We start from the raw sequence: 14,157 nt of genomic DNA on the forward strand, positions 1-14,157 counted from the left end.
CTGCCACCGATCCGGGTCGCAGGGTGACGGTCGTCATGAATCGTCACGTTCCGCTGGTCGGGTCCGCGTTGCTCGCGATCGGGGTCGCCCTCGCTGCCGCGAATCTCCGTCCGGCGGTGACCAGTCTGGCCTCGGTCCTCGGTGATGTCCGCGCCGCCCTTGGGGTTTCCGCCGCATGGACCAGTGCGCTGACGGCCGTTCCGGCGCTTTGTTTCGGCTTCGCGGCGTTCGCCGCGCCCTGGCTGGGTCGCCGCCTCGGCATGGCCCGCGCGATCGGACTTTCACTGGGGGTGCTCACGCTCGGCCTGGTGCTGCGCGTGATCGACGGTCCGTGGGTCGTGCTGGGCGGCACCTTCATCGCGTGCGCGGGCATCGCGGTGTCGAACGTGCTGATCCCGGTGGTGGTGAAGGCGTCCTTCCCGACTCGGGTCGGGCTGATCACCGGTGTGTACACGGGCACTTTGTCCGCCGGTGCGGCTTTGGCGGCCGCTCTGACGCCTCGGCTGGAGGACTGGCTGGGGTCGTGGCGGCTCGCGGTCGGCGCGTGGGCGTTGCTGTCGCTCGGGGCCGTCGTCGTGTGGTTCGCGGGCGCCCGGCACGGGTCGGCGGCGTCCGTCGTGCGCTCCGCCGCTCCGGTCGAGCAGCGGTCGTTGCTGCGCAGCCCGCTGGCGTGGGTGATCACCGTGTTCTTCGGGTTGCAGTCGCTCTTCGCCTACACCGTCATGGGCTGGCTGCCGGCGATGCTGGTGGACTCCGGCGTCGACCGGAACACGGCGGGGATGCTGCTCGCCGTCTCGATGCTGCTGAGCGTGCCGGTCAGCCTGTTCGTGCCGCCGATCGCCGCCCGGTTCTCCAGCCAGGCGCCGATGGTGCTGGCGCTGGGCGTGCTGTCGTTCGCGGGCATGCTGGGGATGCTCGTGGCACCTTCGGCGGCGCCGGGGCTGTGGGTGGTGCTGATCGGGTTCGGGATGGGCATGTTCCCGCTGGCGCTGCTGGTGATGTCGTTGCGCACCAAGTCCACTTCGGACACCGCGCGGCTGTCGGCGATGGCGCAGAGCCTCGGCTACCTGATCGCGGCCTCCGGGCCGTTCGCGTTCGGCGTGCTGCGGGAGGCCACCGGCACGTGGACGGTGTCGCTCGGGCTGCAGCTCGTGCTGCTGGCGGCGTTGACCGTGCTGGGCATGATCGCCGGGCGCCCCCGGTACGTCTGACGGTTGGTCAGGAATCGAGAAGCGGCGCGTTCGCGCTGGTCCTAGCGTTGTCGGCATGGACATCACGATTCACGCCACGTTCCTGCCGCACACCGACCCCGACGCCTCGCTGGCGTTCTACCGCGACCTGCTCGGGTGGGAGGTCCGCGCCGACGTCGGCAAGGGCACGATGCGGTGGATCACCGTCGCTCCCGCCGGCTCGGCGTCGTCCGTCGTGCTGGAGCCGCCGGCGATGGCCGAGGGGCTGACGGATGCGCAGCGCACCGCGATCACCGAGATGATCTCGAACGGCTCGTACGCGTACATCAACCTGGCCTGCCCGGACCTCGACGGGGCGTTCGACAAGCTCCAGGCGGGCGGCGCGGACGTCGTGCAGGAGCCGACCGACCAGCCCTGGGGCGCGCGCGACTGCGTGTTCCGCGACCCGGCCGGCAACACGGTCCGGATCCAGCAGGCCTAGTTGGACGCGAAACCGCGGTGCAGCACGGTGAGCTGGTCGGCGAGGTAGCGGGCCCAGGCCTTGGCGCGGTCCCAGTCGGGGGCCGCGCCGCCGAAGCTGATCGGCCCGCTGGCACCCAGTTTCCTGATCATGCGCGTGACGTCGTTCGGCACCGGCGGCGTGCCGCGGTGGAACAGCCACAGCGGCGTGTGCCTGAGGGAGACCTTGTGCCGCTTGACGAACCGTTGCGCGTCCCGGGTGGCCGCGTCCCCCATGATCACGGCACCGAACCCGTCGAGCGTCTGCGCGGCGGCGATCGAGAGCACGGTGACTCTCAAGCCGCAGCCCGCGAGTTCGGTGCCGATGATCTGGGCGATCTCGTCCGTGGCGGCGATCTTCGAGGTGTAGGCGACGAGGACTTTGTCTGTCATCGCTGCATCCTGGTCGGAGATTCCGATTTTCGGCAGCGGCGGAAGTCCCTGTCCTTCAAGGCCTTCAGTCCAGCGGCAGGGCCAGCAGCGCGTTCTCCACGAGCTCCGGCATGGCCGGGTGGATCCAGTACTGCCCGCGCGCCATGGTCTTCGCGTCCAGCCCGAAGCTCATCGCCTGGATCAACGGCTGGATCACCGTCGACGCCTGCGGCCCGATGATGTGCGCGCCGAGGATCTGCCCGGTGGCGGGGTCGGCGATCAGCTTGGCGAACCCGGTCGTGTCCTCCATGGCCCAGCCGTACGCGATGGACGCGTAGGCCTGGCTCGCGGTGACGTACCGGATGTCGGCTGCCTTGGCCTGTTCCTCGGTCAGCCCGACGCTCGCGATCTGCGGGCTGGAGAACACGGCGGCCGGCACGAACCGGTGGTCGGACTTGACCTGGTCGTCCGGGTTGAGCAGGTTGTGCTGCACGACCCGCGCCTCGTGGTTCGCGACGTGCTTGAGCTGGTGCTCCGAGCTGATGTCGCCCATCGCGAAGATGTGCGGCCGGCTGGTCTTCTGGAACTCGTCGACCTTGACGCGTCCGTCGTCGTGCAGGTCGATACCGGCGTTCTGGACCTGGAGCAGGTCGCTGTTCGGCTGACGGCCGGTGGCGATCAGGAGCTGTTGCGCCTCAACGGTTTCCTCGCCGTTCGGACCCTCCAGGTGGAGCCTGACGCCGGTGTCCGTCTTCTCGGCACGCGTGGTCTTGCGGTTGAGCAGGACGTTCCACTTGTCCTTGGCGATCTCGGTGAAGCGTTCCGCGATGTCCAGGTCCTCGTGGCGCAGCAGCAGGTTCGAGCGCGCGATCACGGTGACCTTCACGCCGAAGCTGCTGAAGACGTGCGCGAACTCCGACGCGATGAAGCCGCTGCCGACGATGATGAGGCTCTCGGGCAGCTCGTCGAGCCGCATGATCGTGTCGCTGGTGTGGTAGCCGGTGGCGTCCAGGTCCGCGATGGCCGGGATCGTCGGACGGCTGCCCGCGGCGATGACGACCCGGTCGGCGGTGATGGTCTCGCCGGTGCCGGTGTCGATCGTGTGGGCGTCGACGAAGTGGGCCGTGCCCTCGTAGACCGTGACGTTCGCGTTCTCGTTGGCGCGCCAGTTGCGGCCGCCCTCCGCGATCGGGTCGATCCGGTTGAAGATGCGGTCGCGGATCTCCGGCCAGTGGACGGCGTCCGTGTGCGCGTCCACGCCCAGCTTCTTGGCGTTGGCCGGGGCTGCGGCCTGGTCCGCGGTGTGGACGAACATCTTGGTGGGGATGCAGCCCACGTTCAGGCAGGTGCCGCCGAAGGTGCCCTTTTCCAGGATGGCGATCTGCCAGCCTGCCATGGCTTCCGCCGGGATGCTGTTGCCGGAGCCGGTGCCGATGATGACCAGGTCGAAGTGCCTCACGTGTGGATCCAACCATTTCGGGGGTGGTTGTGTTCCGTGGTGGGGATTACGTGGGGCTTACGGGGTGCTGTGTCGCTCCTGTTGGGTCGCGTTCCCCTGTTGCGTTTGCGGGTTCCTGGTGCGTGCTTCCCTCCGGGGGCTCTGCCCCCAGACCCCCGGCAATCTGATCGGGGGGCACCGCGCCACTCGCGGGTTGATGGCACGCCTGTTGCTTAGAGCGGCCGCCTGTTTCGTAGTTTGGTTGCGTTGGCGGTGGGGTCCCGTCACGAGTCGCACCAAGAGCGGGCCACACCAGAGCAGGGGTGTCAAACGGACGAAAAGCGTGTCCGTTTGACACCCCTGCTCTGGTGCAGCAAGAGCTGTGGCGCGACTCGTGACGGGACCCCACCGCCGGGCCCTCTTGGCTCAAGGCAAAAGCCAACCGCCTCGGCTTCGCCGTCGGGTCGGCTCGCCTTCGGCTTCGCGTGCCGTCAGGCGTGCCGTCAGGTCGGCTCGCCTTCGGCCGCGCGTGCCGTCAGGCGTGCCGTTTCTTGATCGCCTTGGCTGTCAGACCTCGTCGGTACGTTGGGTCGCGGGGGAGCCTGAGTACGAGGGGACCCCTGCGTCAGCGTGCCTCAGTGCTGGTAGGTCGGGGTGATGATCGCGCGGGCCAGGGTGTGGAAGGCCAGGTTGAAGCTGACCACCGCCGCCGAGGCGTCGGTGTCCACGTCCAGCTTGTCCACGTCCACCGCGTGCACCACGAAGTAGTAGCGGTGCGGCTGGTCGCCCTTGGGCGGGGCCGCGCCGCCGAACGCTCGGGTGCTGTAGTCGGAGCGCACGTGGAAGGCGTCACCCGGAAGTGTGGCGTCGGAGGCGCCTGCGCCGGTGTCCAATTGGGTGGTGGTGGCCGGGAGGTTGACCGCCACCCAGTGCCAGAAGCCGGAGGGGGTGGGGGCGTCCGGGTCGTAGCAGGTGACGGTGAAGCTGCGGGTTTCCGCCGGGAAGCCGGACCAGGAGAGCTGGGGTGAGGTGTTGCCGCCTTCGAAGACCTGGGCGTCGGGGAGCTGTTCGCCGTCGCGCACGTCCGTCGAGGTGACGGTGAAGGTGTCCACCGCGGGGAGCAGCAGGTAGGGGTCGGGTGCGACTGGGCGCTCAAGGCTCATGGAGTCCTCCTCTTGTGATCAGTTCGACCCTAGTCCCGTGCAACCATGGGGGCCTGCGCGGCGTCTTTCGCGTGGAGGGGGATTTTTGATGTCCAGGTTGCGGCTTTTTGCTGCCTTTTTGCTGGTCGCCGGGGTGGTGTCGTGTGCTGACGCGCCCGGCGCGGGCACCGGTGGGCCGGTGTTGACCACGTCGAACGCGCCGGTCACCACGACGACCACGCAGGAGCGGCCCAAGCGGATGTTCGAGCCGCCGTACCCCTACGGGACGGTGCAGGCGAAGGCGCCCGCGATCGTGGACGGGATGGTTCCCGTCGTCACGCGCATCACGACGGACAAGCCGTACGTGTTCATCACGATCGACGACGGCGCGGTGCAGCACCCGAAGGCGCGCGAGCTCATGGTCGAGGCCGGGGTGTGGCCGTCGGTGTTCCTCAACACCAAGTACGCCGAGGGCCACAAGGACTACTTCAAGCAGCTGCCGGTGACCGTGCACAGCCACACGACGAACCACCCCAACCTGCAGGGCAAGGGGCTCGAGTTCCAGAAGCACGAGATCTGCGGCAACGCGGACTTCCTGGCCGCGGACTACGGGAAGCGGCCCACGCTGTTCCGGCCGCCGTTCGGGAACTACGACTCGACGACCCGGCACGCGGCGGCGAGCTGCGGTTTCAAGGCGCTGGTCAACTGGACGGCCGCCGTCAACGACGGGCGCGTGCAGTTCCAGCAGGGGGACAAGCTCAACAAGGGCGACATCGTGCTCATGCACTTCCGGACCACGTTCGTCGAGGACTTCACCGCGTTCCTGAACCGGGCGAAGCAGGACGGGCTGACGCCGGTGCCGCTGGAGGACTTTCTGGGGTGACCAGGGCAACCAGGGGGCTGGGGACCCGCGTGTCGTACGCGGGCGCCTTCTGGGCAGAGGGGGAGAGATGAAGCGAATCGCAGCAGCAGTGCTCGCCGCCGCGGGTCTGGCGGTGAGCGTCGCGCCGGCGGCGGTGGCGGCCGAGGGCAACGAGCTGACCGCCATCCGGACCGGGCAGCACGCCACGTTCGACCGGGTCGTGTTCGAGTTCAGCGGGCCACGGCCGAGCGTCACGCACGCCTGAGCTGTACCACTGCGCGTCCGGCAAACCGAAGCCGGCCAACGGCGACGAGTTCGTCGAGATCACCATGCAGCCCGCCAACGCGCACGACTACACCGGGCAGCGCTCGTTCGACACGCCCGGCCTCAAGAAGGTCCGCAGCGTCACGAACACGTGCGACTTCGAGGCGCATCTGGGCTTCGGGATCGGTTACGCCGGCACGAACCGCGCGTACACGGTCTCGTTCCTGGACAACCCGAGTCGCGTCGTCATCGACTTCGACAACAGCTGAGGGGGCGCAAGTGAAGAGGCGACTTGGAGCGGTCCTGCTCGCGGTGGCCGCGGTGTTCACGGCGGTGCCGGTGGCATCGGCGAGCGGGCACGCGGAGCTCACGAACATCCGGACCGGCAAGCACCAGAACTTCGAGCGGATCGTGCTGGACATGAACGGGTTGCCGAGCAACTCGCTGTCCCGCGAGGCGACCGAGGTCTCGAACTGCGCCTCCGGCAACCCGGTTCCGCTGGCGGGCACCGAGATCCTCGAGACGATGTTCCACGGCGCGGCGTCGTACGGCGAGAACTTCAACCCGACGTACACCGGGCCGCGCAACTTCGTGCCGCAGGGCCTGACGAACGTGAAGGGCATCGCGTTCACCTGCGACTTCGAGGCCACGCTGGGCATCGCGGTCTCGTACGACGACCCGAACTCGTGGCACAAGGTGTTCACGCTGACCAACCCCGACCGGGTCGTCATCGACATCTACTCGTACTAGACCGGCTGATCATCGCTCTGCGAAGAGCGAAAAGCCTCGTGGGGGCAGCAGTCGCCGCTACTGCCCCCACGAGGGGTCTATTCAACGAAACCGTTACGCCGCAACGGTCGCGACGGTCTCCTTCGAGAGTGCGTGCTCCAGCACCTGGGCCACGTCCGAGACGAAGTGCACCGTCAGCTGCTCACGCACCGACTCCGGCACATCGTCGAGGTCCGGCTCGTTGCGCTGAGGCAGCAGCACGGTCGTGATGCCCGCACGGTGAGCGGCCAGCAGCTTCTGCTTCACGCCACCGATCGGCAGCACCCGCCCGGTCAGCGAGATCTCGCCCGTCATCGCCACGTCGGAACGCACCGGGCGGCCCGAGAGCAGCGACGCCAGCGCCGTCGTCATCGTGACGCCCGCCGACGGTCCGTCCTTCGGCACCGCGCCCGCCGGGACGTGGATGTGCACGCCTCGGTCGGCCAGCGATGCGGCCTTCTCGTCGTGCGACCGCAGGTAGGACAACGCGATCTGCGCGGACTCCTTCATCACTTCGCCGAGCTGGCCGGTGAGCGTGACGCCGGTCGAGCCGGTGTCCTTCGGGGCCAGCGAGGCCTCGATGAACAGCACGTCGCCGCCGACTCCCGTGACGGCCAGACCCGTTGCCACGCCGGGCACCGAGGTCCGTTCCGCCGACTCCGGCGTGTTCTTCGGGCTGCCGATGTAGCCCTTCAGCGACGGCTGGTCGACCACGATCGGGAGCTCGGACTCGCCCAGGGCCACCTTCGCGGTGACCTTGCGCAGGATCCGGGCCAATGCGCGTTCCAGTTGCCGCACACCGGCTTCCCGCGTGTACTCGCTCGCGAGCTGGTGCAGTGCGGGCTTCTCGAACGTCACGTCCTCAGGGGTGAGGCCGGCGCGTTCGATCTGGCGGGGCAGCAGGTGGCCACTGGCGATCGTGACCTTCTCGTCCTCGGTGTAGCCGTCGAGTTGGACGAGCTCCATGCGGTCGAGCAACGGCGCCGGGATCGACTCCAGGACGTTCGCGGTCGCGAGGAACACGACGTCCGAGAGGTCGAGCTCGACCTCCAGGTAGTGGTCGCGGAACGTGTGGTTCTGCGCCGGGTCCAGCACCTCGAGCAACGCCGCCGTGGGGTCGCCGCGGTAGTCGGAGCCGACCTTGTCGATCTCGTCCAGCAGCACGACCGGGTTCATCGAACCGGCCTCGCTGATTGCCCGCACGATCCGGCCGGGCAACGCGCCGACGTAGGTGCGGCGGTGACCGCGGATCTCGGCCTCGTCGCGCACGCCGCCCAACGCGACCCGCACGAACTTGCGGCCCATCGCGCGTGCCACGGACTCACCGAGCGACGTCTTGCCGACGCCGGGAGGGCCCGTCAGCGCGAGCACGGCGCCGGAACGACGTCCGCCCACCACGCCCATGCCGCGGTCGGCACGACGCTTGCGCACGGCGAGGTACTCCGTGATGCGCTGCTTCACGTCGTCGAGGCCCGCGTGGTCGGCGTCGAGGATCTCGCGCGCCGCCTTGATGTCGTAGGAGTCCTCGGTCCGCTCGTTCCACGGCATCTCGAGGACGGTGTCGAGCCACGTCCGGATCCAGCCCACCTCTGGCGACTGCTCGGAGGTGCGCTCCAGCTTGTCGACCTCGGCCAGCGCCGCCTTCGCGACCTTCTCCGGCAGGTCCGCCGCCTCGACGCGAGCGCGGTAGTCCTCCTGCTCGGTCGCGGGCTTGCCGTCGAGCTCGGCCAGTTCCTTGCGGATCGCGGCCATCTGCTGGCGCAGCAGGAACTCCCGCTGCTGCTTCTCGACGCCTTCCTTGACGTCCTTCGCGATCGTCTCGTTGACGTCGAGCTCGGTCAGGTGCGCCTGGCCCCACTCGACCAGCTTCTCCAGCCGGGTGGTGACGTCGGACGTCTCCAGCAGCCAGATCTTCTGCTCGTCGTCGAGGTACGAGGCGTAGCCCGCGAGGTCCGCGAGGGCGGACGGGTCGGTGATCTGCTGGACCGAGTCGACCATCTGCCACGCGCCGCGCGTCTGCAGGATGTTCGTCACGAGCGCGCGGTACTGCTTGGCGAGCTCGCGGGTCCGGTCCGTGATCGGGGAGTCGTCCGCGATCGTCGCGTTCACCCACAGCGCCGCGCCCGGCCCCGTGGTGCCCGTGCCGATGCGCACGCGCTTGGTGCCGCGCACGACGGCGGCGCGTTCGCCACCGGGCAGACGGCCCACCTGCTCGATCTCGGCCAATGTGCCTACTGCTGCGTACTTCCCGTCCAGCCGTGGGACGAGCAGCACTTGATGATTGGCGGCGGTCGTGGCGGCGTCTACGGCCGCACGGGCCTCGGCGCTCGCGTCCGCACCGGAGATGCGGATCGGCACGACCATGCCGGGAAGCACCACGACGTCGTCCAGCGGCAGAACCGGCAGGGCCAGGGTTTCGCCCATCTCGTCATCCTCCAAAGTTGAGTCTGTACCGCTCAACCAACTGGAGTCTGCTGGTGTTCCCCTGCCGTGTTCGCTCTCAGCGAGCGGTGGCCTTCAAGCGTCTGACCAGCGCGATCTCGCCGGTGACGTGGGCCAGCGCCGTGCTCGTGGGGCACGAGGACAGCACCCCCACGGGCTTGCGCCGCAGGTCGAGGCGGTCGCCGCCGGGAAATTTCACCGAGCACCGGTTGGCCGCCGCGACGAACGGCAGGATCGTCTCGCCGGCTTCGACCGTACGCCCGCTCAGCACGACGGCGCGGGACGTCCGGCGGGCGGGAGCGACGGGGATCGGGGTGTCGAACCGCAGCAGCTCCTCGACGGCGTCCCTGGCGAGCTCGGGGGAGTTCCGCAGCAGCGTCGCCTGATCGGGGTGGCCTTGGAGGGCGTGCAAGGCGTTGGCGAGGAACGCCTCGGTGGTCGCGAGGGCCGGCGCGGCGAACTCCTCCGCGCCGTGCGCGAGCGTGAACGCCTCGGCCGCCGTGGCCGCGACCGACCGCGCGAACGTGGCGTCGTCGGCGTCGAGCACCTCGAGCGTGCTCAGCGTGATCACCGGCCTGGCGAGCTTCACGGCGTGCGCGATAGCCCGTCTGGGTAACGGTTCCGGGTGATCGGACTCCAGGTCGAGCACTGTGAGTACGTCGTCGTAACGGGTGATGCACCAGCCACCGATGTCGGCGTCGAAGTGCACCGGCGAGCGTTCCCTGAGAAGGCGGAACCTCGCGTGGCGTTCAGCGGTGCTGGAGTGCATGGTTCCTGACACGTGGCCGGAACCGATCCGGTTCGGATGTGTGGCGGTGGACACCCGTGCGGCGACAACGGAGGATGCGGGCGTGAAGGAAGAGCTGAAGTGGGTTCCGTCGACCGTTGACGTCACGCGCCCGAGCGTCGCGCGGATGTACGACTACTACCTGGGCGGCTCGCACAACTTCGAGGCCGACCGCGCCGCAGCCAAGCAGGTTGAATCGATCTTCCCCGGTGTCGCCCAGAGCGCGCAGGCGAACCGCTCGTTCCTGCGCAGGGTCGTCCGCCACCTGATGGCGCAGGGCGTGGACCAGTTCCTCGACCTGGGCTCCGGCATCCCGACCGTGGGCAACGTCCACGAGATCGCCCAGCACGACGACCCGAACGCACGCGTGGTGTACGTCGACTTCGAACCGGTCGCCGTCTCGCACAGCAACGCGCTGCTCGCCGACAACCCCAACGCCAACGCCGTCCTCGCCGACCTGCGCGCCACCTCGACGGTCCTCGCCGCCGCCCGCGAGACCCTCGACTTCAGCCGCCCGGTCGGCGTGCTCATCATCGCCGCGCTGCACTTCATCCAGGACACCGACAGCCCGTACGAGGCGATCGCCGAGTACATGGCCGCGCTGCCGTCCGGCTCGCACCTCGCGATCACCCACGCCACCTGGGACACGCTCTCCGACCAGGAGAAGGCGGAGGCGGCGGAGATCGCCAAGATCTACAGCAGCTCCGACAACCAGCTCAAGATGCGCACGCACGCCGAGGTCACGAAGTTCTTCGACGGCATGGAACTGCTGGAGCCGGGCGTCGTCGCGGTCAACGACTGGCGCCCGGACTCCTTCGACGACGCCCACGTGGGCATCTACGGCGCCGTCGCCCGCAAGCCCTGAAGCAGCCTGTCCCTGATCTCGTTGGTCTCGCGGTCGGTGAGGGTGCGCTCCGGCGCCCTCATCGTCACGCGGAGGAGCACGTTCTTCTGACCGGGTTCGGCGTTCAGCCGTTCCCGGACGTGCGCGGGCAGATCCTCGGTGCGCGTCTCGCTGAGGATCTCGATCTCCTCGACGACGTCCTCCGGTACCAGCGCGCGGATGCGGTCGCCGAGCGTTTCGACGTCGTCGTGGCCGTTCGCCATGATCGAGACGTCCCTGATCGCGGCCGGGTGTTTCGAGATCGGCCGGTAGGGGCTCAGGTCCAGCATCTGGGTGGCGATGCGCGGGTCCTCGTTGCGCAGCAGGCGGATGTCCGGGATCTCCTTGCGCAGCATCAGCACGCGGTCGAGCCCCAGCCCCATCGCGAGGCCGTGCGGGTGGTGCTTGAGGACGTGCCGCGCCGCCCTGCCGCACTCACCGATCTCCACCCACTCACCGTTGTGCTCCACGTCGATCTGCTTGCCGTGTGTGGTGTACGGGTGCACGGCGTCGATCGTGCGATAGCGCTTGCCGGGCAACAGAGTCGTGACGACGTCGTGGATGAGGTCATCGAGCGGTTCCTCGTTCGTGCTGATGCGCCAGACGTCGAGCTGGTGCGGGGTGCCGGTGTGCAGCCGGTCGACCGTGTCACGGCGGTAGACCAGGCCGGGACAGAGCAACGTGACGTCCGGCGTGGCGTGCTTCAGCGCGGGCGGGATCATCGCCGACGTGTGGCTGCGCAGCATGCACGTCTCGCTGACGTACCTGGTGTAGCGGGCTTCCCTGGTCACGGCGTCCGCCGGGTAGCCGAGGAGTTCGTAGTTGTGCTCGACCGGCACGACCGGGTGGTGGCGGACGGTCCGCGGGTTGTGCAGGACCTGGCTCAGGGCGTCGATCAGGAGCTGGAGAGCGTGCGGGCCCTGCGCGGGATCGGTGAGATCGCGGACGTTCAGGGCGTGCACGAGTTCTTCGGTGCGGTACATGGGGATTCCCCGTTCTGGTCGGTGTGGGATGCGGAGTCCCCCGACCGACAGGGAGTTTCAGGCGCGCGCCACCCACGCAGGTCGGGGGCGGCTAAATCGCGTCACGGCACCAGGCTAGCGCGGCCAGTCAAGGCGATAGCTCGGACGGGTGAGGGACTCACCGACCTGCTAACGGGGTGGTGGCTGGTCTCTGAAGCGCCGAGCAAGCCGGCTGCTGCCTGAGGCCGCCGGCTTCCAACTGGATCGAAACCGTTGCCTGCGAAGACAAGTCTCATGCCGTCGTGTGGCTTGCCGCGGGCATGGCGGTGTTGTTGATCGTCGCGATAGCACTCGCCGGTCGGCCCTCGCGGCAGCAGGCCACGGCTTCCGGACAGAGCTCGTCCGCCGTCACGACGACTACGACGACACGGATGTGGATGGACATCCGGGACGGCAGTCGCACGCGCACCTTGACGATCAGTGCGACGGGAGCGTGGACGTTGACGGTCGGCGACATCGACATGGCCAAGGTGGCGAACGCGCCGCTGTCGGGCAACGGGGACACCGTGCCGTTCGACGGACCGGCGCTGGTCCAGGTCTCGTCGAGCGGAGCCTGGACCATCACGCCGTCCTGAGCACCGGCTACTCCGGCGGTGTCAGCCGCAAATCCGGATCCACCGGCGGCACGCCGTCGAACGGCCCGTCGTCCTTCAGCCGTCCGACGTGGTCGAGTGCCACCTCGATGTCGGCGCGGAACGGGTCGCCGTCGGCCGGCGGGGTGCGGAACCAGTCGTGCAGCTCTGCCGGGATCTGGAACCGCTCCAGCAGGTCGTCGTAGAGGGCGTCGCGGTCGGCGGCCTGGACGCCGAGCTCCTGGTACTCGCGCAGGGCCATGCGCAGGCGGATCCAGCGGTAGCGGTCGGTGTTCTGCTGCTGTTCGAACCGTTCGCGCAGCAGGTCGCCCGCCTTCTGGCCGCGCAACGCCAGCCGTTTGATGGTGGCCGGTGGCATGAAGAGGTTCGAGCCGCCCTCGTCGTCGGACTGGCGGACGTGCGCGATGCGGCCGCGGTAGCCGGGTAGCGCGGACTGCATGGTGTCGCGCCAGTCCAGGAACGTGTCCAGGATGGACACCAGGAAGCGCGGCATCGAGTTCAGCGCCGCGTAGTGCGTGCCGGAGGTCGAGGCGTCCTGCTCCGGCAGCCACACCTCGTTCGTGTCGCCCGGCGGGTAGGGCTGCAGGCTCAGGCCGAACGTGGGCCAGCGCGGCAGCAGCGCGTCGAAGAAGTGGATCGGGAAGTTGCTGGTGATGCCGCCGTCGGAGAACCAGTGCACGCGGCCGTCACGGCACAGCGGCACGGCGGCGATCAGGCCGGGGAACGACAGCGACATCCGCACGGCGAGCACGACCGGCAGCCGGTCGCGGTCAGGCAACGCGCGCAACGGCATGTGCTCGTGCAGCGGGCACTTCTCAGCCTGAGGTGCGCCGTTGAGCTGTTCGACCACGCGGCCCGGCAGCACGTACCCGAGACACTGCTCGCAGTACTGCCACTCCTCCTTGAACGGCAACCGGTACGGCCGCCCCTCCGACAGGTCCGTCGTCATCAGCACGAGGTTGATGTCCCCGAGGTCGCCGAACGTCAACGCCTCGTCCGTGCCGGCGAGGTCGTCCAGCCGGTCGGCGATCCAGTCGGCCAGCGGCGGCACCCCGGTCGAGCGCGGCACGCCCGCCATCCGGTCGAGCCACGACGGCCGGTAGTCGCCGGTGCCGGGCACGAGTCCGAAGTGGATGGACCGCGCGTTGTCCTTGAGGAACTGCTGCATCGCGTACCCGTACGTGACGATCAGCGCGCTCACCGCCGCCAACGTCAGCACCAGCCACACCAGCAGCACGATCGCCGCCGTCGCGTAATGCCTGCTGAAAGCCAGCCCGAGCACCAACGGCACCAACGCGAAAACCGCCGCGGGCCAAGGCAAACTCGACCGCAACGGCCACAGCACGATCACCAGGCACGCCACCGCGACGAGCGTGACCACGACCGCGAGCCACCCCGGATAACCGGACGGCGCGAGCCACGCCGAGTACAGCACCGGCCCGCCGAGCCACAACAACGCCATCAGCGCCAGCACGCCCTTGGCCCGCAACCCGACCGCACCCAGCAACGCGAAGAACAGGCACGTGATCGCACTACGGCCCGTGGTCTCGCGCTTCTGCATGGACGCCACCACGATCCGATACAACGCACGCGTCTTCTCGGCCGGCTGGAACAGCTGCGCCATCCGCCACCGCTCCGCGCCCTCGCCGGACGTGAACCAGTCGATCAGCCCGGCGAGCTTGTCGAACCCGCCTCTGCCGCGCCCCCGCTCGGCCGCCGCCGTGAAGCCCGCGGCGATCGCCCCGGCGGACGCGCCGCCGATCTGCTTGAACTCGTAGTGGCGGGCCAGCGAGGCGACCGCGAGCGGGTACACGACACCGCTGGTCGTGCCGCCCCGCATGGTCAGGTCGCAGTAGCGGTCGTACTCCATGTGCTGATGATCGCGCGATCGGACGC

Annotated in this window: 13 protein-coding genes and 1 pseudogene; 7 read left to right on the plus strand and 7 right to left on the minus strand. The window is 68.9% G+C overall.

What is annotated here, in order from left to right:
- The first annotated feature begins 35 nt into the window (after positions 1–35).
- Both ACQEU1_RS34745 and ACQEU1_RS34750 read left to right on the plus strand, forming a co-directional pair.
- A complete protein-coding gene (locus ACQEU1_RS34745; protein WP_433210746.1) occupies positions 36–1,211 on the plus strand; it encodes an MFS transporter in 1,176 nt (391 codons plus the stop codon).
- 55 nt (positions 1,212–1,266) lie between these two features.
- Entirely contained in the window at positions 1,267–1,671 is a 405-nt protein-coding gene (locus ACQEU1_RS34750; RefSeq protein ID WP_433210748.1) for a VOC family protein, read from the plus strand.
- Here the strand turns inward: ACQEU1_RS34750 and ACQEU1_RS34755 are convergent.
- The 3 genes from ACQEU1_RS34755 to ACQEU1_RS34765 all read right to left on the minus strand — a co-directional run bounded on the left by ACQEU1_RS34755 (position 1,668) and on the right by ACQEU1_RS34765 (position 4,661).
- Complete coding sequence (locus tag ACQEU1_RS34755) at positions 1,668–2,081, minus strand: hypothetical protein (RefSeq protein ID WP_433210750.1); 414 nt, start codon at positions 2,079–2,081, stop codon at positions 1,668–1,670. The two genes, ACQEU1_RS34750 and ACQEU1_RS34755, sit on opposite strands and share 4 nt — an antisense overlap.
- A 64-nt stretch (positions 2,082–2,145) precedes the next feature.
- Positions 2,146–3,519, minus strand: a complete 1,374-nt coding sequence (locus ACQEU1_RS34760; RefSeq protein ID WP_433210752.1) for a mycothione reductase — start codon at positions 3,517–3,519, stop codon at positions 2,146–2,148.
- Positions 3,520–4,133: 614 nt separating this feature from the next.
- Positions 4,134–4,661, minus strand: coding sequence for a YbhB/YbcL family Raf kinase inhibitor-like protein (locus tag ACQEU1_RS34765; RefSeq protein ID WP_433210754.1), 528 nt, complete (start codon positions 4,659–4,661; stop codon positions 4,134–4,136).
- 88 nt (positions 4,662–4,749) lie between these two features.
- Here ACQEU1_RS34765 and ACQEU1_RS34770 point away from each other — a divergent pair, with 88 nt between their 5' ends.
- The 3 genes and pseudogenes from ACQEU1_RS34770 to ACQEU1_RS34780 all read left to right on the plus strand — a co-directional run bounded on the left by ACQEU1_RS34770 (position 4,750) and on the right by ACQEU1_RS34780 (position 6,516).
- Complete coding sequence (locus tag ACQEU1_RS34770; RefSeq protein ID WP_433210756.1) at positions 4,750–5,523, plus strand: polysaccharide deacetylase family protein; 774 nt, start codon at positions 4,750–4,752, stop codon at positions 5,521–5,523.
- Positions 5,524–5,590: 67 nt separating this feature from the next.
- Positions 5,591–6,035 (plus strand): annotated as a pseudogene (locus tag ACQEU1_RS34775) (AMIN-like domain-containing (lipo)protein).
- A gap of 10 nt (positions 6,036–6,045) precedes the next feature.
- Positions 6,046–6,516: an AMIN-like domain-containing (lipo)protein gene (locus ACQEU1_RS34780; RefSeq protein ID WP_433210758.1), complete on the plus strand. Its 471-nt coding sequence runs from the start codon at positions 6,046–6,048 to the stop codon at positions 6,514–6,516.
- A 93-nt stretch (positions 6,517–6,609) separates the two neighbouring features.
- Here the strand turns inward: ACQEU1_RS34780 and lon are convergent, their stop codons facing one another.
- Positions 6,610–8,958, minus strand: coding sequence for an endopeptidase La (gene lon / locus ACQEU1_RS34785; protein ID WP_433210760.1), 2,349 nt, complete (start codon positions 8,956–8,958; stop codon positions 6,610–6,612).
- Between the two features lie 76 nt (positions 8,959–9,034).
- On the minus strand, positions 9,035–9,745 hold the full coding sequence (locus tag ACQEU1_RS34790; RefSeq protein ID WP_433210762.1) for a hypothetical protein: 711 nt from the start codon (positions 9,743–9,745) through the stop codon (positions 9,035–9,037).
- A gap of 82 nt (positions 9,746–9,827) precedes the next feature.
- Here ACQEU1_RS34790 and ACQEU1_RS34795 point away from each other — a divergent pair, with 82 nt between their 5' ends.
- Positions 9,828–10,628 carry an SAM-dependent methyltransferase gene (locus ACQEU1_RS34795; RefSeq protein WP_433210764.1) on the plus strand — a complete coding sequence of 267 codons (801 nt, stop codon included), beginning with the start codon at positions 9,828–9,830 and terminating at the stop codon, positions 10,626–10,628.
- Here the strand turns inward: ACQEU1_RS34795 and ACQEU1_RS34800 are convergent.
- The gene (locus ACQEU1_RS34800; RefSeq protein ID WP_433210766.1) at positions 10,601–11,629 is read right to left on the minus strand and encodes a hypothetical protein; all 1,029 of its coding nucleotides are present in this window, start codon (positions 11,627–11,629) and stop codon (positions 10,601–10,603) included. The two genes, ACQEU1_RS34795 and ACQEU1_RS34800, sit on opposite strands and share 28 nt — an antisense overlap.
- Positions 11,630–11,910: 281 nt before the next feature.
- On the opposite strand from ACQEU1_RS34800, the gene ACQEU1_RS34805 reads away from it, so the two are divergent.
- Entirely contained in the window at positions 11,911–12,243 is a 333-nt protein-coding gene (locus tag ACQEU1_RS34805) for a hypothetical protein (RefSeq protein ID WP_433210768.1), read from the plus strand.
- Between the two features lie 7 nt (positions 12,244–12,250).
- Here ACQEU1_RS34805 and ACQEU1_RS34810 read toward each other — a convergent pair whose 3' ends face one another.
- Positions 12,251–14,131, minus strand: coding sequence for a patatin (locus ACQEU1_RS34810; RefSeq protein WP_433210770.1), 1,881 nt, complete (start codon positions 14,129–14,131; stop codon positions 12,251–12,253).
- Positions 14,132–14,157: the final 26 nt, after the last annotated feature.

Source organism: Lentzea sp. CA-135723, assembly GCF_050936595.1.
Lineage (GTDB): Bacteria > Actinomycetota > Actinomycetes > Mycobacteriales > Pseudonocardiaceae > Lentzea.

What these genes read in the sequence shown, in the direction of transcription:
- ACQEU1_RS34745 (WP_433210746.1), top strand. Translation starts at nt 36, where the DNA reads ATGAATCGTCACGTTCCGCTGGTCGGGTCCGCGTTGCTCGCGATCGGG.
- ACQEU1_RS34755 (WP_433210750.1), bottom strand. Translation starts at nt 2,081, where the DNA reads ATGACAGACAAAGTCCTCGTCGCCTACACCTCGAAGATCGCCGCCACG.
- ACQEU1_RS34790 (WP_433210762.1), bottom strand. Translation starts at nt 9,745, where the DNA reads ATGCACTCCAGCACCGCTGAACGCCACGCGAGGTTCCGCCTTCTCAGG.
- ACQEU1_RS34800 (WP_433210766.1), bottom strand. Translation starts at nt 11,629, where the DNA reads ATGTACCGCACCGAAGAACTCGTGCACGCCCTGAACGTCCGCGATCTC.
- ACQEU1_RS34765 (WP_433210754.1), bottom strand. Translation starts at nt 4,661, where the DNA reads ATGAGCCTTGAGCGCCCAGTCGCACCCGACCCCTACCTGCTGCTCCCC.
- ACQEU1_RS34750 (WP_433210748.1), top strand. Translation starts at nt 1,267, where the DNA reads ATGGACATCACGATTCACGCCACGTTCCTGCCGCACACCGACCCCGAC.
- lon (WP_433210760.1), bottom strand. Translation starts at nt 8,958, where the DNA reads ATGGGCGAAACCCTGGCCCTGCCGGTTCTGCCGCTGGACGACGTCGTG.
- ACQEU1_RS34770 (WP_433210756.1), top strand. Translation starts at nt 4,750, where the DNA reads ATGTCCAGGTTGCGGCTTTTTGCTGCCTTTTTGCTGGTCGCCGGGGTG.
- ACQEU1_RS34810 (WP_433210770.1), bottom strand. Translation starts at nt 14,131, where the DNA reads ATGGAGTACGACCGCTACTGCGACCTGACCATGCGGGGCGGCACGACC.